21 protein-coding genes and 1 pseudogene are annotated in these 18,375 nt (G+C 63.4%); 15 read left to right on the top strand and 7 right to left on the bottom strand.

The annotated features are described in order from the left end of the window. Positions 1–64: 64 nt before the first annotated feature. From pdxH to BM136_RS10320, 3 genes are all read left to right on the top strand, one after another. Positions 65–703, top strand: coding sequence for a pyridoxamine 5'-phosphate oxidase (gene pdxH, locus BM136_RS10310; RefSeq protein ID WP_092971737.1), 639 nt, complete (start codon positions 65–67; stop codon positions 701–703). 196 nt (positions 704–899) lie between these two features. Further along, entirely contained in the window at positions 900–2,120 is a 1,221-nt protein-coding gene (locus BM136_RS10315) for an SAM-dependent methyltransferase (protein ID WP_092971738.1), read from the top strand. Between the two features lie 4 nt (positions 2,121–2,124). Continuing rightward, positions 2,125–3,210 carry a DUF72 domain-containing protein gene (locus BM136_RS10320; protein ID WP_092971739.1) on the top strand — a complete coding sequence of 362 codons (1,086 nt, stop codon included), beginning with the start codon at positions 2,125–2,127 and terminating at the stop codon, positions 3,208–3,210. 15 nt (positions 3,211–3,225) lie between these two features. Here the strand turns inward: BM136_RS10320 and msrA are convergent, their stop codons facing one another. Continuing rightward, positions 3,226–3,786, bottom strand: coding sequence for a peptide-methionine (S)-S-oxide reductase MsrA (gene msrA / locus BM136_RS10325; RefSeq protein WP_092971740.1), 561 nt, complete (start codon positions 3,784–3,786; stop codon positions 3,226–3,228). 181 nt (positions 3,787–3,967) lie between these two features. Here msrA and BM136_RS10330 point away from each other — a divergent pair, with 181 nt between their 5' ends. Continuing rightward, positions 3,968–4,546 carry a flavin reductase family protein gene (locus tag BM136_RS10330; protein ID WP_092971741.1) on the top strand — a complete coding sequence of 193 codons (579 nt, stop codon included), beginning with the start codon at positions 3,968–3,970 and terminating at the stop codon, positions 4,544–4,546. Positions 4,547–4,558: 12 nt separating this feature from the next. On the opposite strand, the gene BM136_RS10335 is transcribed toward BM136_RS10330, so the two are convergent. Continuing rightward, positions 4,559–4,765, bottom strand: coding sequence for a DUF3079 domain-containing protein (locus tag BM136_RS10335; RefSeq protein ID WP_092971742.1), 207 nt, complete (start codon positions 4,763–4,765; stop codon positions 4,559–4,561). Between the two features lie 89 nt (positions 4,766–4,854). Continuing rightward, positions 4,855–5,382, bottom strand: a complete 528-nt coding sequence (locus BM136_RS10340) for an Lrp/AsnC family transcriptional regulator (RefSeq protein WP_092971743.1) — start codon at positions 5,380–5,382, stop codon at positions 4,855–4,857. Between the two features lie 148 nt (positions 5,383–5,530). Between BM136_RS10340 and kynB the strand changes: the two genes are divergently transcribed. From kynB to kynA, 3 genes are read left to right on the top strand one after another with little or no spacing between them, the layout of a single operon-like run. Next, positions 5,531–6,160, top strand: coding sequence for an arylformamidase (gene kynB / locus BM136_RS10345; RefSeq protein WP_092971744.1), 630 nt, complete (start codon positions 5,531–5,533; stop codon positions 6,158–6,160). Between the two features lie 44 nt (positions 6,161–6,204). Next, a complete protein-coding gene (gene kynU, locus BM136_RS10350) occupies positions 6,205–7,458 on the top strand; it encodes a kynureninase (RefSeq protein ID WP_092971745.1) in 1,254 nt (417 codons plus the stop codon). Between the two features lies 1 nt (position 7,459). After that, on the top strand, positions 7,460–8,335 hold the full coding sequence (gene kynA / locus BM136_RS10355; protein WP_092971746.1) for a tryptophan 2,3-dioxygenase: 876 nt from the start codon (positions 7,460–7,462) through the stop codon (positions 8,333–8,335). 10 nt (positions 8,336–8,345) lie between these two features. Here the strand turns inward: kynA and BM136_RS10360 are convergent, their stop codons facing one another. Further along, positions 8,346–9,170 carry an IclR family transcriptional regulator gene (locus tag BM136_RS10360; protein WP_092971747.1) on the bottom strand — a complete coding sequence of 275 codons (825 nt, stop codon included), beginning with the start codon at positions 9,168–9,170 and terminating at the stop codon, positions 8,346–8,348. A gap of 102 nt (positions 9,171–9,272) precedes the next feature. On the opposite strand from BM136_RS10360, the gene BM136_RS10365 reads away from it, so the two are divergent. Then, a complete protein-coding gene (locus tag BM136_RS10365) occupies positions 9,273–10,466 on the top strand; it encodes an acyl-CoA dehydrogenase (RefSeq protein WP_092971748.1) in 1,194 nt (397 codons plus the stop codon). Between the two features lie 472 nt (positions 10,467–10,938). Beyond that, a pseudogene (locus tag BM136_RS10370) lies at positions 10,939–12,258 on the top strand (NCS2 family permease); the annotation flags it as partial. A 147-nt stretch (positions 12,259–12,405) separates the two neighbouring features. Here the strand turns inward: BM136_RS10370 and BM136_RS10375 are convergent. Beyond that, the gene (locus BM136_RS10375; RefSeq protein WP_092971891.1) at positions 12,406–13,044 is read right to left on the bottom strand and encodes a peroxiredoxin; all 639 of its coding nucleotides are present in this window, start codon (positions 13,042–13,044) and stop codon (positions 12,406–12,408) included. Positions 13,045–13,326: 282 nt separating this feature from the next. Here BM136_RS10375 and BM136_RS10380 point away from each other — a divergent pair, with 282 nt between their 5' ends. The 3 genes from BM136_RS10380 (at position 13,327) to BM136_RS10390 (ending at position 14,695) form a co-directional block, all read left to right on the top strand. After that, positions 13,327–13,653, top strand: a complete 327-nt coding sequence (locus BM136_RS10380) for an ElaB/YgaM/YqjD family protein (RefSeq protein WP_004629476.1) — start codon at positions 13,327–13,329, stop codon at positions 13,651–13,653. A gap of 140 nt (positions 13,654–13,793) precedes the next feature. After that, on the top strand, positions 13,794–14,171 hold the full coding sequence (locus BM136_RS10385) for a phage holin family protein (RefSeq protein WP_092971750.1): 378 nt from the start codon (positions 13,794–13,796) through the stop codon (positions 14,169–14,171). Further along, a complete protein-coding gene (locus tag BM136_RS10390) occupies positions 14,168–14,695 on the top strand; it encodes a DUF3318 domain-containing protein (RefSeq protein WP_092971751.1) in 528 nt (175 codons plus the stop codon). The genes BM136_RS10385 and BM136_RS10390 overlap by 4 nt, the downstream gene beginning before the upstream one ends. Before the next feature lie 62 nt (positions 14,696–14,757). On the opposite strand, the gene BM136_RS10395 is transcribed toward BM136_RS10390, so the two are convergent. Beyond that, positions 14,758–15,123, bottom strand: a complete 366-nt coding sequence (locus tag BM136_RS10395) for a hypothetical protein (protein WP_092971752.1) — start codon at positions 15,121–15,123, stop codon at positions 14,758–14,760. 310 nt (positions 15,124–15,433) lie between these two features. On the opposite strand from BM136_RS10395, the gene BM136_RS10400 reads away from it, so the two are divergent. From BM136_RS10400 to BM136_RS10410, 3 genes are read left to right on the top strand one after another with little or no spacing between them, the layout of a single operon-like run. Next, positions 15,434–16,108: an ABC transporter ATP-binding protein gene (locus BM136_RS10400; protein ID WP_092971753.1), complete on the top strand. Its 675-nt coding sequence runs from the start codon at positions 15,434–15,436 to the stop codon at positions 16,106–16,108. Next, positions 16,105–16,914 carry an ABC transporter permease gene (fetB, locus tag BM136_RS10405; protein WP_092971754.1) on the top strand — a complete coding sequence of 270 codons (810 nt, stop codon included), beginning with the start codon at positions 16,105–16,107 and terminating at the stop codon, positions 16,912–16,914. Before BM136_RS10400 ends, fetB begins: the two co-directional genes overlap by 4 nt. 1 nt (position 16,915) lies before the next feature. After that, positions 16,916–17,377 (top strand): NUDIX hydrolase, encoded by a 462-nt coding sequence (locus tag BM136_RS10410; protein WP_092971755.1) that lies wholly within the window; start codon positions 16,916–16,918, stop codon positions 17,375–17,377. Between the two features lie 11 nt (positions 17,378–17,388). Here BM136_RS10410 and BM136_RS10415 read toward each other — a convergent pair whose 3' ends face one another. Then, positions 17,389–18,291 carry a TauD/TfdA dioxygenase family protein gene (locus tag BM136_RS10415; RefSeq protein WP_092971892.1) on the bottom strand — a complete coding sequence of 301 codons (903 nt, stop codon included), beginning with the start codon at positions 18,289–18,291 and terminating at the stop codon, positions 17,389–17,391. Positions 18,292–18,375: the final 84 nt, after the last annotated feature.

Consider the following 18,375-nt stretch of genomic DNA (forward strand, 5'->3'; position numbering starts at 1 on the left):
GCAAAGGACAGTTGGCAGCGTTTGTCTATACTCGGCCCGTTCGCATGCTGCTTCCGCCACGCTCATGACCTCCATCGCCGATATCCGCACTGATTACGCCCGCGCTTCGCTCGACATCGCCGACGTCGACGCCAACCCCCTGCGCCAGTTCCGCCGCTGGTTCGACGAGGCCCTGAAGGCCGAGGTGGCTGAAGTCAACGCCATGACACTCGCCACGGTAGACCCGCACGGCCAGCCCGCTGCCCGCATCGTGCTGCTCAAGAACCTGGACGAACGCGGCTTCACCTTCTTCACCAACTACGCCAGCCACAAAGGCGAAGAACTGGCGGCCAACCCGCGCGCTGCGCTGCTGTTCCACTGGATCGGGCTGGAGCGGCAAGTACGCATCCAGGGCATCGTCGAAAAAGTGAGCGACGCCGAGAGCGATGCCTATTACCACTCGCGCCCGCTGGGCTCCCGCCTGGGCGCCTGGGCGTCCGAACAGAGCAGCGAAGTGCCTGACCGCGCCACGCTCGAAGCCCGCGAAGCCGAGTACAGCCAGCGCTTTGGCGATGCCCCGCCGCGCCCGCCGCACTGGGGCGGCTACCGTTTGCTACCGCAGCGGCTTGAATTCTGGCAAGGCCGCCCATCGCGCCTGCACGACCGGCTTGAGTACCGCAAACAGGCAGATGGCAGCTGGACGATCGTCCGCCTCGCCCCTTAGCCGGACGGACATACGCGCAATACGTTATTGCGCATCGCGTCATGCCGGCACGGCGCTTGCTGCCAACGGATTGACCCGGCACGCGCCCGTAAGACCCGCACAGCACAATGGGAAAGTTTGTCGTAAGCTAATGTGATCCGTTCGGGCCGCAATCCGATGGCCGTCCCGAACATTTGCACATCAGGGAGGCGTCGACATGTTTTTCCAACAGGCGATTGACCGCAAACTCGAGCAGTGGATCCAGGACATCCGCGAGTCTGCCAACCTTCCTGTACGCCTGCGGTTATGGAACGGTGACCAATACGAACTGGGCCGCTTCGAGCAGCCCCGCGTCACGCTCACCGTGCGCGAAGCGAGCGCTCTGCCGCTGCTGCTGTCCCCCACGCTCAACAACCTAGGCGAGGCGTATGTCCAGGAGAAGATCGACCTGGACGGCAAGCTGGCCGACATCATCAACGTGAGCTACGGCCTGGCTTCTGCGGCTGCGGCCCGCAGCGGCAATGCGCTGGCCCGCGTGGTGCGCCACTTCGCCCACACGAAGGAAGGTGACAAGGAATCGATCCAGTATCACTACGACGTTTCCAACGATTTCTACAAGTTGTGGCTGGACCAGAACATGGTCTACTCCTGCGCCTACTTCGAAAACGGCGATGAAACGCTCGACGAGGCGCAGCTCAAGAAAATCGACCATATCCTCACCAAGATCCGCTTGCAGCCCGGGCAAACGCTGCTCGATATCGGCTGCGGCTGGGGCGCGCTGGTGCTGCGTGCTGCACAGAAGTACGGCGCGCGCTGCCTGGGCGTAACGCTGTCGCAAAACCAGTACGAGCTTGCCACCGAACGCGTGCGGGCGGCGGGCTTGCAAGACCAGATCGAAATCCGCATTCAGGATTACCGCGATCTCACGGGCCAGTTCGATCGCATTACGAGCGTCGGCATGTTCGAACACGTCGGTCGCAAGAACCTGCCCGGGTATTTCCGCCGCATGCACGATCTGCTGGCTGACGATGGCGTCGCCATGAACCACGGCATCACGTCGTCGGACTCGGCCGGCGGTGAAAGCTCGATGGGCGGCGGCGATTTCATCGATCGCTACGTCTTTCCGCAAGGTGAACTGCCGCACATCTCGCTGGCACTGAGCGCCGCGCAGGATGGCGGCCTGGAAGCGCTTGACGTTGAAAGCCTGCGCCGCCACTATGCGCGCACGCTCGAACACTGGGCCGAGCGTTTCGAGACCAACGGCGAGACCATCCGCGCAATGGTGGGCGAGAAAAAATACCGCATCTGGCGCGTCTATCTGGCCGGCTGCGCGCACGCTTTCGACGCCGACGAAATCTCGATCTTCCAGACCGTGCTGCAGAAGGCCGGCAAGTCGGCGACGTCGATCCCGTGGTCGCGCCGCTATATCTACGCGTAACCATTTGACCGCCAGTTCCCCCATCGACGATCTGTTCGGCGCGCCGCCAGGAACCACCGGCGGCGCGGCCGCCGATCCCGGCACGTCCACTCCGAAAATCAAACGTTCGCCCACCCGCCAGGGCGTGCTGCCAGCCACGGTCGCACCCGAAGTGGCCGAGCTCGCGCAACGCTTGCCGCGGGGGCTACGCATTGGCACGTCATCCTGGTCGTATCCGGGGTGGGACGGGCTGGTATATGCCGGCGAGTATTCCGATTCGATGCTCGCGCGCAAGGGCTTGGCGGCTTATGCCCAACATCCGTTGCTGCGCACGGTCAGCATCGATCGCGGTTTCTATTCGCCGATCCCCTTGGCGGACTACGTCGCTTACGCGGCCAGCGTGCCGGAAGATTTCCGCTTTGCGGTCAAGGCCACCTCTGCCGTATGCGACGCGTGGATTCGGGAATCGGATGGACGCGGGCGCATTGCCAATCCCGCCTTCCTGAATGCTGAATTTGCGATACGCGATTTTGTCGAGCCTGCCGCTCGGGGGCTGGGAACGCGATGCGGGCCGCTGGTGTTTCAGCTTTCGCCGCTGGGCGCACTGGCCGAAGATGCGGCCGGTTTTGTGGAACGGCTTGAGACGTTCCTGGCCGCCCTGCCGCCGCTCGATCCGCAACTCAATCCCGATGCCGTCTACGCGGTGGAATTGCGCGACGCCACGCTGCTCACGCCACGCTTGATCAAGATGCTGCGCGCAGCAGGCGTGCGTTATTGCGTCGGTCTGCATGAGCGGATGCCGGCTGTGGACCGGCAAGCCGCCGCCGTTGCTCTGCTGGATGAAGGCGCGGGCGGTCCGTTGGTGGTGCGCTGGAACCTGAACAGCCGCTATCGCTACGCGCAAGCCGAAGCGGCATACAAACCGTTCAACAAGCTCGTCGATGAAGACCCGTTCTCGCGGGAGACGTTGGCCGAGATGGCGGTCGCCGCGCTGGCGGCCGGGCGCAAGGTGACGATCCTGGTCAGCAATAAGGCGGAAGGGTCGTCCCCGTTGTCGTGCATCAAGCTGGCCGAGGCCATCGCCGCGCGCGTGCCGGCAGACGCAGCGTAGCCTCGGCGCCCTCTCCTAGCCCTGCAAGCGGTGCGCGAACTGCTTGCGGAACTTCGCCACCTTGGGCGAGATCACGAACGCGCAATAGCCCTGGGCCGGGTGGTCGCGAAAGTAGTTCTGGTGCTCGTCTTCCGCGCGCCAGAAGGTCACCTTGCCGTCAGCGGCATCCACCAGCTCCGTCACGATGGGCGCTTCAAAGATGTCACTGGCGCTGAGTTCGGCAATGGCCGTGCGCGCCGTCGCCAATTGCTCGGGCGTTTGCGCAAAGATGGCTGAACGGTATTGCGGACCGACATCGTTGCCCTGGCGATCTACGGTGGTCGGGTCGTGGATGGCGAAGAAGATGTCGAGAATCTCGCGATACGGAATCACGGCCGGATCGAACTTCACGGCCACCACTTCGGCATGGCCGGTATTGCCGTTGCATACGGCATGGTAACTTGGGCGATCGACATGGCCGCCGGCATAGCCGGAGACCACGCTTTGCACGCCTTGCACCTGCTGGAACACGGCCTCCAGGCACCAGAAGCAGCCTCCGCCCAGAACGGCGGTCTCAAGGGCGCGTTGTTCAGTCATTCGGATTCTCCTGTGGTTGATTGGGCTGCCATTGGTCGGCCGAAAGCACGAATCCTGACACAGGCACCACCGTGTGGCTGCAGAATCACGCAAAGCCCTACCCCGGCGCGGCCTATCGGGCGTCCGTTACAATTGAGCATTACTTTCGGTAGTTTTCATGGATCAACACGGAGCCATTCCCATGGATGCGCGCGCCCCGGAATCTTTCGCGCGCGAAGCGTCAGCACATCGACGCGCACATGGCCGCGCCACCCCGCCCGATTTTGACGCCGCGCACTTCCGGCATGCACTGTCCCAGTTTGCCACCGGCGTGACGGTAGTCACCACGCGCTCGGAAGGTCGACCAGGTACGCCGGCGTTTGTCGGCGTAACGGCCAGCTCGTTCAATTCGGTGTCGCTCGACCCGCCGCTGGTGCTGTGGAGCCTTGGCACGCAGGCGAATTCATTTCCGCTGTTTCATGCCGGCTCGCACTACGTCATCAATATCCTGGCGGCCGAGCAGTTGGACCTGTGCAAGCGCTTCGCCACGCTCAAAGGCGACCGCTTTGCCAACATCGATTACCGCCTGAGCCCGACCGGCCTGCCGATCCTCGCGCAATCGCTGGCGTGGTTCGAGTGCCATAACCGCAGCCGATACGACGAGGGCGATCACGTCATCTTCGTGGGCGAAGTTGAGCGCTGCGGCGTGATCGACGCGGATGGCGCACCGCTGGTGTTCCATCGCGGCGCGTTTTCGTCTCTCACACGCATCGGCGACTGACACGCCGCCACATCACGTGGAAGTGGCTGCCTTGGGCGGCGCTTCCGCGTCGATGCCCCAATCCCCAAATTCATACCAGTCGTCGCCGAGCAGTTCAGCAGGATGCTGCGTGCGGCCCGAGCCGTTGCCGCAGCCCAGGGCGTCGGTGGAGCAATACTTGTCGCAGCCCCAGCAGATGCGCTCGGGGTGCACAGGATGCAGCGGAAACTTCTTGGCCATGGCCCGCTCCGGTCGACAACACGGGGGCCACTATCTGCGCATGCTTGCAGTAGGGGATTGATTCTCGTCAGAAAGTCCAGCACTACCTTCTACTTTGCCTTCCCGCGCTTGCCTACCCCTCCGCCTTCCAGCGGGCGCACGCCCCGCGCTTCCATCAGCAGCGCCAGGCCGCCATCGCGATCCTTGATCGTACGCAGGACGATATTCGAACGGATATCCATCACACCGGGTGTCTTGTACAGCCGCTCAATGATGAACTCCGAGTAGTGCTGCAGGTTGGGGGCCTGCACGCGCAGGATGTAGTTGCAGTCCCCGGTGATGATGTAGGCGGCAACGATCTCGGGCCAACTCTGCACGGCCGCCATGAAGGTCTCGTGCCAGCCCGTCACGTCCTGGCGCATCGACACCTGCACGATGGCTTCGAGTTCCAGCCCGAGTGCCGCGCGCCCCAGCTGCGCCCGATAGCCGGTGATGGCGCCGCACTCTTCCAGCATCCGCACACGCCGCAGGCAAGCGGACGGCGACAGCGCCACACGCTCGGCCAAATCCTGGTTGCTAATGCGGCCGTCCTCCTGCAACACCTGCAGAATGCGCAGATCGGTGGTATCGAGTTGCATCTGTCGTCGTTCTTTGCGTGATTTCTTTGATACGTTGAATTTTATGTGAATTCATTAAGATAGCACGCACGATTATGCACACCCATTGCGCGTGGTTTTCCCTATCATTTCGGCACGGATTCATCGAATTTTCCGCCCTGGAGCCGCCTTGGAACGCACTTTGTGGGACATCAGCCCCGCCCTTTCGCCCGCCACGCCCACTTGGCCCGGCGACACGCCGTTTTCGCAGGAAATTGCGTGGAAGTTGGAAGGCGACTGCCCGGTCAACGTCGGGCGCATCACGCTCTCGCCGCACACGGGCGCGCATGCCGATGCGCCGCTCCACTACCGCGCCGACGGAGCCGCCATCGGGCAAGTGCCGCTGGATGCCTACCTTGGCCCGTGCCGCGTCATCCACTGCGTGGGTGTGGTGCGCGTCGAACCGGAACACGTGCGTGATGCGCTGACTGACACACCGCCGCGCGTGCTGCTGCGCACGTACGCACAGATGCCGCAGACCGCGTGGGATGACCACTTTGCCGCCGTTGCGCCCGAAACCATCGCGCTGCTCGCTGCCTACGGCGTGAAGCTCATCGGCGTCGACACCGCCTCGCTCGACCCGCAAACCTCCAAGACCATGGACGCGCACCACGCCGTCGGCAAATACGGCCTCGCCATCCTCGAAGGGCTGGTGCTCGACGACGTGCCTGCCGGCGATTACGAACTGATCGCCCTGCCCCTCAAGTTCGCCACCCTCGATGCAAGCCCGGTGCGCGCCGTGCTCCGCAGCCTGCCCTGATCAATACCACGACAGAACACCAATCACTTCGCCCCCGCATTCACATGACAATCACCCGCAACTCCTGCCTCGAACGCGACGCGGCCGATCCGATCGGCTCGCTGCGCGACGCCTTTGCACTGCCCGACGGCGTGATCTATCTGGATGGCAACTCGCTCGGCGCACGCCCGAAAGCTGCCCTTGCCCGCGCGCAGGAAGTCGTCGCCAACGAATGGGGCGACGGGCTGATCCGCAGTTGGAACCAAGCCGGCTGGTTTGAGCTGCCGCGCCGCCTCGGCAACAAACTGGCGCCGCTGATTGGCGCGCGCGAAGATGAAGTCGTCGTCACCGACACCACGTCGATCAACCTGTTTAAGGTGCTTGCCGCGGCGATTCGCGTGCAGCGCGAAGACGCGCCAGACCGCAAGATCATCGTTTCGGAAACGCACAACTTCCCGACCGACCTGTACATCGCGGAAGGACTGGCCGATCTGCTGCGCGACGGCTACAAGCTGCGGCTAATCGATTCGCCGGAGGAGCTGGAAGGCGCGCTGGGTGATGACGTCGCCGTAACCATGCTTACACACGTCAACTACAAGAGCGGGCACATGTATGACATGGCGGCCGTCTCCGCGCTGGCCCACAAGCACGGCGCCCTCGCCATCTGGGATCTCGCGCATTCGGCCGGCGCGGTACCCGTGGACCTGCATGCAGGCGGCGCGGATTACGCCATCGGCTGCACCTACAAGTATCTGAACGGCGGCCCAGGCTCGCCAGCCTTTGTGTGGGTGGCGCCGGCGCTGCGCGAACGCTTCTGGCAACCGCTGTCGGGCTGGTGGGGCCATGCGCGCCCCTTCGCGATGGAGTCGCGCTATGCCGCCGATGCCGGCATTGGCCGCTTCCTTTGCGGCACGCAGCCAATCACGTCGATGGCGATGGTGGAATGCGGGCTCGACGTCTTCGCGCAGACGTCGATGGCCGCGCTGCGGGCCAAATCGCTCGCGCTCACCGACCTTTTCATCACGCTGGTGGAAACGCGCTGCGCGGGCTTCCCGCTCACGCTCGTCACGCCGCGCGACCACGCCATCCGCGGCAGTCACGTCAGCTACGAGCACCCCAACGGCTATGCCGTGGTGCAGGCACTGATCGCACGAGGCGTGATCGGCGACTACCGCGAGCCGCGCATCATGCGCTTCGGCTTCACGCCGCTGTACACGAGCTTTGCCGATGTGTGGGATGCCGTGGAGGTGTTGCGCGATGTGCTGGAAACCGGCGCATGGCAATCGGCCCAATTCAACGAACGTACGCTGGTGACCTGAGATGTCGAACCCGAATCAACCCGCAGCATCGGGCTGCCCAATGCATGCCGCCCAGGGCGAAGGCTGGCACGACGCACAGCTCGATTTCTCGAAATCGATGAGCTATGGCGACTACCTCGCGCTCGACCAGATCCTGAACGCACAACATCCGCGCTCACCAGATCACAACGAGATGCTGTTCATCGTCCAGCATCAGACCACCGAGCTGTGGATGAAGCTGATGCTGCACGAGTTGCGTGCCGCACGGGATTGCGTACGCAATGACAATCTGCCGCCTGCGTTCAAGATGCTGGCGCGTGTGTCGCGCATCATGGATCAGCTGGTGCAGGCGTGGAACGTGCTCGCCACGATGACGCCGCCGGAGTACTCCGCCATGCGCCCGCACCTGGGGCAATCGTCGGGCTTCCAGTCGTATCAGTACCGCGAGATCGAGTTCATTCTCGGCAACAAGAACGCGGCGATGCTCAAGCCACACGCGCACCGCACCGAGCATTACGAACAGGTCAAAGCTGCATTGGAAACGCCGTCGCTGTATGACGAAGCCGTGCGTTACATGGCGCGCCACGGCTTTGCATTCGACGCGGATTGCGTCGAGCGCGACTGGTCGCGCCCGGTCACTTACAACGCCTCGGTGGAAGCAGCGTGGCTGGAGGTCTATCGCGACCCGACGCACCATTGGGAGCTGTACGAACTGGCTGAGAAATTCGTCGATCTGGAAGACGCGTTCCGGCAATGGCGCTTCCGGCATGTGACGACGGTGGAGCGCGTGATTGGCTTCAAGCGCGGCACGGGCGGCACCGAGGGCGTCAGTTACCTACGAAAGATGCTGGATGTCGTGTTGTTTCCGGAGCTTTGGAAGCTGCGCACCGACCTTTGATCGACGCAGCTCAGGCTGGCTCGCCCACTTGGCCGAGCCGCGCCGCAAACTCACGTAGCGCGGGAGCCAGTTCGTCTCGAATGCGCTCTGCGTCGGCGGCCGTGTAAGGCGCGCTGCAGCTCACCACGTAAGGCTCGCGCTGGCTCGGCGCGAAGAACGCCACCGCGCACGCGTGGATGGCGGGATGCCAGTCGCGCAAGGATACGGCGTAGCCATTGCGTATGCCGGCTTTCACTGCGTCATCTGCTGCGGCCCCTTCTGCCGCCCACTGCGCCGGCTGCTGCGTGCGCAATGCTTCGTACAAGCGCTCGCGCCGCGCTGCGGGCAACGAAGCTAGATACGCCCGTCCCATCGAACTCGACAGCAGCGACAGCCGCGAGCCCACGCCCAGTCCCGACGAACCGCTCATCGAGGGGCTGTCGTGGCGGATCGTCTCCAGATACACCATGTCCAGCCGATCGCGCTTGCCCAGCGAGATCGATACGCCAAAGCGCTGCGCAAACGCGCTCATGTGCGGCCGCGCGAGCTGGATCACGTCGCTCGAGGCCAGATAGGCGAATCCGAGCGCGAGCACACCGGCGTCGAGTCCGTATTTGCCGAGGGCCTCGTCGTAACGCAGGTAGCCGAGCGAGACCAACGTGCCGGCCAGCCGGCTGACCGTGGCTTTGGGAAAGCCCGTGCGCCGCACGAACTCCTGGTTGCCGAGCAGCGTGTCGCCCGGGCGGAATGCGCGCAGCAGCTCCAGCCCGCGCGCCAGTGCCGTGACGAAATTCGGATCGCTCGACTCGGCGGGCGCCGTGTCGAATTCGGGGTCAGGGAGACGGGTTGTGCTCATGGCAAAAAGCTCTGGAAATCGTCGGTGGTTGCGCTATGATAGCTCTAAATTTCGAAACTGTGTTCCGCATATCGGAACAACAACGACTCGGAGACTACCGCTGTGACCGCTCGCAACGCCTTCAATTGGGCCGACCCCCTGCTGCTCGACCAACAGCTGACCGACGACGAGCGCATGGTGCGCGACGCCGCCGCGTCGTATTGCCAGGACAAGCTGATGCCGCGCGTGCTGGAGTCGTTCCGGCATGAGAAAACCGACGCATCGATCTTTCGTGAGATGGGCGAGCTGGGCCTGCTGGGCCCCACGATTCCCGAGCAGTACGGCGGCCCCGGCCTGAACTACGTCAGCTACGGTCTGATCGCGCGTGAAGTCGAACGGGTGGATTCGGGCTATCGCTCGATGATGAGCGTGCAATCGTCCCTTGTGATGGTGCCGATTTATGAATTCGGCAGCGAAGCGCAAAAGCAGAAGTACCTGCCCAAGCTGGCGACCGGCGAGTGGATCGGCTGCTTTGGTTTGACTGAGCCGAACCACGGTTCCGACCCGGCCTCGATGATCACGCGCGCCAAGAAGGTCGACGGCGGCTACTCGCTGTCGGGCGCCAAGATGTGGATCACCAATTCGCCCATCGCCGACGTGTTTGTCGTGTGGGGCAAGCTGCCGAATGACAACAGCGAGGATGAAATCCGTGGCTTCATCCTGGAGAAAGGCTGGAAGGGACTGACCGCACCAGCCATCCACGGCAAGGTCGGCCTGCGCACGTCGATCACCGGTGAAATCGTGCTGGACGAGGTGTTCGTGCCCGAAGAGAACCTGATGCCGGGCGTGCGCGGCCTGAAGGGCCCGTTCACGTGCCTGAACTCGGCGCGCTACGGCATCGCGTGGGGCGCCCTGGGCGCTGCAGAAGCTTGCTGGCACATCGCGCGCCAGTACGTACTGGATCGCAAGCAGTTCGGCCGGCCCCTCGCCGCCAACCAGCTCGTGCAGAAGAAGCTGGCCGACATGCAGACCGAAATCACGCTCGGCCTGCAAGGCTGCCTGCGTCTGGGCCGCATGAAGGACGAAGGCACTGCAGCGGTGGAAATCACGTCGATCATGAAGCGCAACTCGTGCGGCAAATCGCTCGACATCGCCCGCGTGGCGCGCGACATGCTGGGCGGCAACGGCATCTCCGATGAGTTTGGCGTGATCCGCCACGTGGTGAATCTGGAAGTGGTGAATACGTACGAAGGCACGCACGATATCCACGCGCTGATCCTGGGCCGTGCCCAGACCGGCATCCAGGCTTTCTTCTGATTGCGCTTTGTTTTTCCGGCGAGTTGGGGCACACTCGTGCACCACTCGCCACACCCGCTGCCGCACCTCTCGCCCGTCCTGGGCACCGTTGTTCTCCTTCCCTCGCGATATACCAATTTGCAAATGACCGGGATACGCCACGCCGCATGAATCGGCGGTAGCGCGCGTCTATGCTTCGGTCCAAGTGTCGGCGGATTGTTGGGCCGCACGCCCTCACACCGATAAAACGAGCGCGCGATCCACACGCAGATTGCAGCGCCACGCGACAAAACCAATCGCGAGACAACGGTCTGGAGAATGCCGGCGCGCGTACGCAGGCACCCGTACCGATATCAAAACCAAAACAGGGCACCTTAGGCGGACGACCAAGATCGGCCGGCGCGGAGTCCTGCCAGGAGACAAACCCACCATGGCTGAACAGTCCATTCCGTCGTCGACGGAACTTGGCGCCGCTGGCATCGCCGATGCGCGTGCCATTGATCGCTATTTCCAGATTTCTGCACGCGGCAGCACGCACAAACGCGAGGTCGTGGCTGGCATCACCACCTTCATGGCAATGGTCTATGCCGTATTTGTCGTGCCGGGCATGCTGGGCAAGGCCGGCTTTGATACCAGCGCAGTCTTCGTCGCGGTGTGTCTGACCACCGCCTTCGGTTCGCTGCTGATGGGTTTATGGGCCAAGTTGCCGATCGCTATCGGCTGCGCAATTTCGCTGACCGCGTTCATGGCCTTTGGTCTGGTGCTTGGGCAAAAGCTGACGCCAGAAGTCGCGCTGGGCGCCGTGTTCCTGATGGGTGTCGTCTTTACCGCCATCTCGGCTACGGGCGTGCGCTCCTGGATCCTGCGCAACCTGCCCTCGGGCGTGGCGCATGGCACGGGCATCGGCATCGGCCTGTTCCTGCTGCTGATCGCCTCCAACGACGTCGGTCTTGTGGTCAAAAACGCCGGCGAGGGCCTGCCTGTTGCACTGGGCCACGTCACCGCCTTCCCAGTCATGATGTCGGTGCTGGGTCTGGCCGCTATCTTCGGCATGGAACGGCGCCGCGTGCCGGGCGGCATCCTGATCGTGATCGTCGCCATATCGATCCTGGGCCTGATCTTTGACCCGGCCGTGAAGTTCGCCGGCGTGTTCGCCGTGCCTTCACTCGCCTCTGCAGGTCATGCCTCGCTGATCGGCGCAATGGATATCCGCGGTGCTCTCACCGCCGCCGTGCTGCCGAGCGTGCTGGCGCTCGTGATGACCGCCGTGTTCGATGCCACCGGCACGATCCGCGCCGTGGCCGGCCAAGCCGGTCTGCTCAACGACAAGGGCCACATCATCAACGGTGGCCGAGCCCTCACGGCCGATTCCATCAGCTCGATCTTCTCAGCGTTCTTCGGCGGTGCTCCGGCCGCGGCTTACATTGAGTCGACGGTTGGCGTGGCAGCAGGCGGCAAGACGGGCCTGACGGCAGTCGTGGTCGGCGTGATGTTCCTGGCGGTGATGTTCTTTTCGCCGCTGGCCGGCCTGGTGCCGTCGTACGCAACGGCCCCGGCGCTGATGTATGTCGGCCTGCTGATGCTCTCCAGCGTGAGCAAGCTGCACATGGACGACATGGTTGACGCGCTGTCCGGCCTGGTCTGCGCCGTGTTCATCGTGCTGACCTGCAACATCGTCACCGGCATCATGCTCGGCTTCAGCACGCTGGTGATCGGCCGCCTGGTGGCCGGCGAATGGCGCAAGCTGAACATCGGCACCGTGGCGATTGCCGGTGCCCTAGTGGCCTTCTACGCAGGCGGCTGGGCGATCTGATCGCACACTGAACCGTCTTCACAAAAAACAAACCGGCCAGACCCGAAAGGGCTGGCCGGTTTTGTTTTGCCTAGGAACCTGAACCGGTTCCAACGAAAAAAACGCCCGGCACAGGGCCGGGCGGCAATCACACTACCAAGGAGACTGTCACTTGTTGGGCTGCGGCGTCAGGCGCAGATACGGCCGCACCGCCTTGTAGCCCTTCGGGAATTTCTGCTTGAGGACTTCCTCGTCCTTCAACGACGGCACGATGACCACGTCGTCGCCGTCTTGCCAGTTACCCGGTGTGGCCACGCTGTGGTTATCGGTCAACTGCAGCGAGTCAATCACGCGCAGCACCTCATTGAAGTTGCGCCCCGTCGAAGCGGGATACGTAATTGTCAGGCGAATCTTCTTGTTCGGATCGATCACGAACAGCGAACGCACGGTAAAGGTCTCGCTCGCATTCGGATGGATCATGTCGTACAGCTGCGAGACTTTACGATCGGGGTCAGCAATGATCGGGAAGTTGACGCTGGTGTTCTGGGTCTCATTGATATCGTTGATCCAGCCCTTGTGCGACTCGACCGAATCGACCGACAGCGCAATCGCCTTGACATTGCGCTTGGTAAATTCATCCTTCAGCTTGGCGGTCAGGCCCAGTTCGGTGGTGCAGACCGGCGTGTAGTCGGCCGGGTGCGAAAAAAGCACGCCCCAGCTATTGCCCAGCCATTCATGAAACTTGATGCGGCCTTCGCTGGAATCCTGCTCGAAATCAGGGGCGATATCGCCCAAACGTAGAGACATCGTGTCCTCCATACACAGATTGGGAACCACTATAGCCAGATTGCCATCCAACCAAAACGACTATAAATTCACAACAACATCACTTTTCGTCATTAGGCGCGGCATTTGCTGACAACAGGGTGGAAGGCGTGCGCACATTGCCGGACAATGGCCGAAGCATTGATCCATCGCAGGGCGCGCGACGCGAGCGCTTGAAGTTTCGCGGCGCCCACACATATGCTAGCGAATAAGCGCGTCGACATATTGACGATTGAACTACCCCCCGACACCGAGGACCCGACCATGACGAACACTTCCCCCAACCTGGCCGATTCCGTCAATAAGGAGAAACTGATGACCGACGTGAAGACTGTACTGTCCGACGCTGAAACCCTGCTCAAACAAGCTGCGTCCACCAGCGGCGAAAAGGCCGCGGAACTGCGCGAGCGCGGTATGGGGATGCTCCGCCAAGCCAAGGAAAAAGCGCAGGACCTGCAAGACGCGGTCGTCCACAAGAGCAAGGCTGCCGCACGCGCCACCGATGACTACGTCCACGATCACCCGTGGCAAGCCGTGGGCGTGGCGGCCGGCGTGGGCCTACTGATCGGCCTGCTGCTCAACCGCAAGTAAGCCGCAGCACCCTGTCTGGCCGATGGCGCGCGCCCTGTGGATCGCGCCATCGGCCAGTTGCGTTTTAGCGGCTCCATTCCGGGCATGGCGCGTGCTGCGTTGGCAGCGGCGCTATCGGCTTTGCACCATTTCCACACTCCATGACCGACGACACCAGCCCAAAGCTGTTCGCTTCCCTGAAGAAATTGGCCGGCACGGTCGTCTCGATGCTGCAGACGCGGCTCGAGCTGGCAAGCGTCGAACTGGCTGAAGAAAAAGAACGGCTGCTCGGCACCGCCTTCCTGGGCATGCTGGCCGTGAGCCTCATTGGCCTGTCCATCATGACGCTGACGGCGTTGGTGGTCATCCTGTGCTGGGATACGTATCGTTGGCAATCCCTTGCCGTGATGGCGGCGCTGTATGCGCTGGGTGCGGCGGCGTGCCTGTGGAAGGTACGCTCGCTGCTGCGTGACGCACCGCCGCTGTTCGAGGCCACACTGGCCGAACTCGACAAAGACCGGGAGATCCTGCGCCGATGACTGACCCCACCGAACACGCACCGTCGCCCGGCACGTCCGTGAACGAACCCGCAGCGAGCGCGCGACATCATGTCCGTCCGTCACGCCGCGGTGGCGAGACACGCCTGCCACTGAGCGTTCGCAAGGAATTGCTGCTGACACGCGCCGCCCTGGAGCGCTACGACTACGCTCAAGCCCGCAACGATGTACATCGCGCCACCGGCCGCACCTTCAGCCTGGGCGGCCTCGGGGCGTTGCTGCCGAGCCTGCTCCGCCCGCTGGCGCGACCGAACAGCCTGATGCGGACGCTAGGCATTGCACGTGAATACCCGCTGGTCGGCACTGCGCTGTCACTCGCGTATGCAGGATTGCGCCGCACCGTCATCGGCCGGATCACGCGCAAGCTCGGCAAGGTGGGAATCGTGGCCGGAGCGGCCTGGTGGGGCTACAAAAAATGGCAAGAAGCACAAGCTGATCCTGCCAGCGCCCCAACTCCCGCCTCGAATATCGATCCTGACGAGATCATTCCTGGCAGCACCTCCTGAGGGCGACACACCCACCAAAAAGGCCGGACAATCCGGCCTTTCTCGTTTGCGGCAGTGCAATATCAGTGCAGCGGAATCGGATGGCGCATGCGTTCCCAGCGCCGAGCCATGTTCTGGCGCAATCCAGCGAGCCCGTGCGGCTGCTCGGGGGCGTCAACCTCGGCTCGAACGGGCTGCGCTGCCACATCCGCTTCATGCCCGATGCGCCGCCGACCATGCCACATCAGCGCGCCGCTGGCGGTCCAGCCGATCACGAACAGCGTGTCACCAACATGCCGAAGGGGATCGGGCGACGTGCCCGCATGGAAGATGGCGCCGAGCATATCGGGAGGCAACTCCGCGCAGATCCAGAGAAAAATGGCCGGCGCCGATGCAAAGACTCCCGGCTGCCACCACGGGTGGGCAACTTGCACATTATCGGTCTCCATGGCGCCCTCCGTCGCTTCTTCTAGTGATGTTTCGATCCTATGTCTCGCATGCGCAAATGGCGACCCTCCCGTCGCTGAATGGCATGTCGGATTCGTCCGACATCGGCCACCCGTCAACGCTTTGAGGCTGCTCCGTTTGGGCTAAGGGCCACTCCGCATGGCACGCGGATGGCGTAACCATGCGGCGACGGCACTGCGCCTGCGCGGGTGTGTTCAGGATTACGGCGGAGGAGCGCCACACCCGCTCATATGCATAATGCATAAAAGCGGCGCATTGATGCCGCACCGTATGCAACACACTCGCCCCACCATGCTTGCCGCCACCCACCTCCAACGCCGCGACGCACGCACCGATGTCACGTTGCTGCACCCTGCCACCCTTGCTGTGCGGGCCGGTGATCGTATTGCGCTATCCGGGCCATCGGGCGCAGGCAAAAGCGTGCTGCTGCGCGCGCTGGCATTGCTCGATCCGCTCGATGGCGGGCACGTGACATGGCACGGCCAGGCGATTGGGCCGCGCGCCGTTCCGGCTTATCGCTGTCACGTGGCGTACGTGCGCCAGCGCCCTGCGCTCCTGCCCGGTACGGTGGAAGACAACCTGCACATGCCGTACCGCCTACACGCGCGGCGACACAGCGCCGGATTCGATCGCGATGCCGCCATCGCCCTGCTTGCGGGTGCCCAGCGCGACGCCAGCTTTCTCGACAAGAACGCCATCGATCTTTCCGGCGGTGAAGCGCAGATCGCAGCGCTGGTCCGCACGCTGCAGACTCGGCCGACCGTCCTGCTGCTCGACGAACCTACGGCCGCCCTTGACCCCGCCTCCGCTCGCGCCGTTGAGGCGCTGTTGCAGCATTGGTTCGCTCAGGCGCCCGAGCGGCATGCGTGGATGTGGGTGACGCACGATCCGGCGCAAGCGGAACGCATCGGCAGTCGGCATTGGCGCATGGTTGCCGGGCAGCTCGACACGGAGCCCACGCGATGAACGGGCAGGACCTCTCGCTTTCCGCCTGGCAGGTCGGCATTGCGGCCGCGCTGATCCTCGTGAACGGCGCGTTATCCGTCGGGCTGGGGCTTGGGCTGGAACGCCGCTTGGCGTGGGCGGCCGTGCGGACCGTCGCGCAGCTGCTGGCGGTGGGCTTCGTTCTCGAATGGGTATTCGCTCACGCGTATTGGCCGGTGGTATTGGGCATCGTGGCCGTCATGACGTTGATTGCAGGGAATGCAACCGGTAGCCGCGGCGCGCGCGGCTATTCGGGCCTGCGATGGGACGGCACGTTGTCGGTCTTCGGCAGCACTTGGCTGATCGGGGTGATCGGACTGATGGCCGTATTGCAAGCGCGGCCGTGGTACGAGCCGCAATACGCCATCCCGATCATGGGGATGATTCTGGGGAACACGCTCACCGGCGTGGGGCTTGCCCTGGAGCGCATGACCGGCGAACTCACGGCCACGCGAGACCAGGTGGAGACCATTCTTGCGCTGGGAGGCACACGCTGGGAGGCGGCGCGCAATGCCGCACGGGCGGCCGTGCGCGCCGGCATGACACCGATCATCAATCAGATGACCGTCGTGGGCGTGGTGAGCTTGCCCGGCATGATGACGGGCCAGGTGCTGGCAGGGCAATCTCCGCTGGAGGCCGTGCGCTACCAGATCGTCATCATGTTTCTACTGGCGGCGTCTTCGGGCTTGGGGACGGTCGCGGCCGTGCTGCTGGCCTATCGCCGGCTGTTCAGCCGCGAACACCAGCTGCTGAGCGCACGCATCACGCAACGCGTCGGAGCGAAATAACATGCCCATCGCCCTATCCTGCGGCCTCGTGCTGCTCAACGAAGATGGCGATGTGCTCCTCGCCCACGCTACTGAAACGCGTCACTGGGACATCCCCAAAGGTGCGCCCGACCCCGGCGAGGACCACCGCGACACCGCCCTGCGCGAGACGCGCGAGGAAACCGGTCTCGTGCTCGACAGCCACGCCCTGATCGAACTGGGCAGGTTTCCGTATCGCCGTGACAAGGAGCTGCACCTGTTCGCCACACGCGTGCGCCGCGCGGAAGTTGCACTCAACACACTGACGTGCACGTCGATGTTCAACAGCTATCACAGCGGCCGGCTCATCCCCGAGATGGATGCGTACCGCTGGGCCACCGCAGACGAGGTGCCGAAGTATGCGAGCCAATCGCTCACGCGGTTGTTTGCGCAGACGTTGACGCTGGCGAGTATTGATGCCCGCCTGGCCGAGGCCGGGCTGTAGACGAACGGCACCTAAATCGGCACATCGCCTTCAATCGTCGTGCGATGCAGCGTGCGCCGAAATTTATCCGGGCACCCTGGCGCGAAATGGATGGTGGATCTGTTATCCCAGAACAGCATGTCGCCGGCGCGCCAGCGGTGCGTGTAGACGTTGTCGGCGCGGACGCTGTGGGCGAAGAGCTGCTCCAGCACGCTCGTGCTCTCGTCTTCCGGCAAACCCAGGATGTGCGAGGTGAAGCCTTCGTTGACGAAGAGCGCGCGCTTGCCCGTTTCCGGATGCGTGCGCACGACGGGGTGGTCAACCGGCGGCACGGCGTCGCGCTGCGCTTGCGTGAGTGGCGGGCGCCAAGTCGACAGCGCGCGCAATCGCTCGTAACGGTACACATACGAATGCACCGCGCGGCGGCCTTCGATAATGCGCTTGAGATCAGCGGGCAGCGTTTCGTATGCGCGGACCATGTTGGCAAACAGCGTGTCACCGCCCTCTTCCGGCAACTCGCGCATCAACAGCATCGAACCGAGGCTCGGCAGCGGCTTGTATGACAGATCCGAATGCCAGTCGCGCCCCGCATCGCCCAGACCGATCGGCTGGCCGTTCTCGACCACGTTGGAGACAACGAGGATCTCCGGGTACCCGGTCAAATGAAATTGGTTCAGCACGTGCACCTGCTGCGGCCCGAAAAGGCGGCTGAATGCCACCTGCGCCTGCGGGGTGAACTGCACATCACGGAAAACGAGCAAGCCATCGTGTGCCAGCCACGCTTGGCGGATAGCGGCGATGTCGGCGGCAGAGAGGTCCGCCGCATCGCCTAGGCCCAGGATCTCTGCACCCAGCGGTGCACCCGGCAAGCGGCGAACGTGGAACCGGGCCGTGTGAACGGCAGGTGCATCAGCGGCAAGAACAGCGTCGGACATGATGTAAGCGCGCAGCAATAGACGAATTCCACATTACACCGCCCGCACCCGTCGCGTGCCAACGAAGGAATGCTCAGATCGATA

The organism is Ralstonia sp. NFACC01 (assembly GCF_900115545.1).
Taxonomy (GTDB): domain Bacteria; phylum Pseudomonadota; class Gammaproteobacteria; order Burkholderiales; family Burkholderiaceae; genus Ralstonia; species Ralstonia mojiangensis.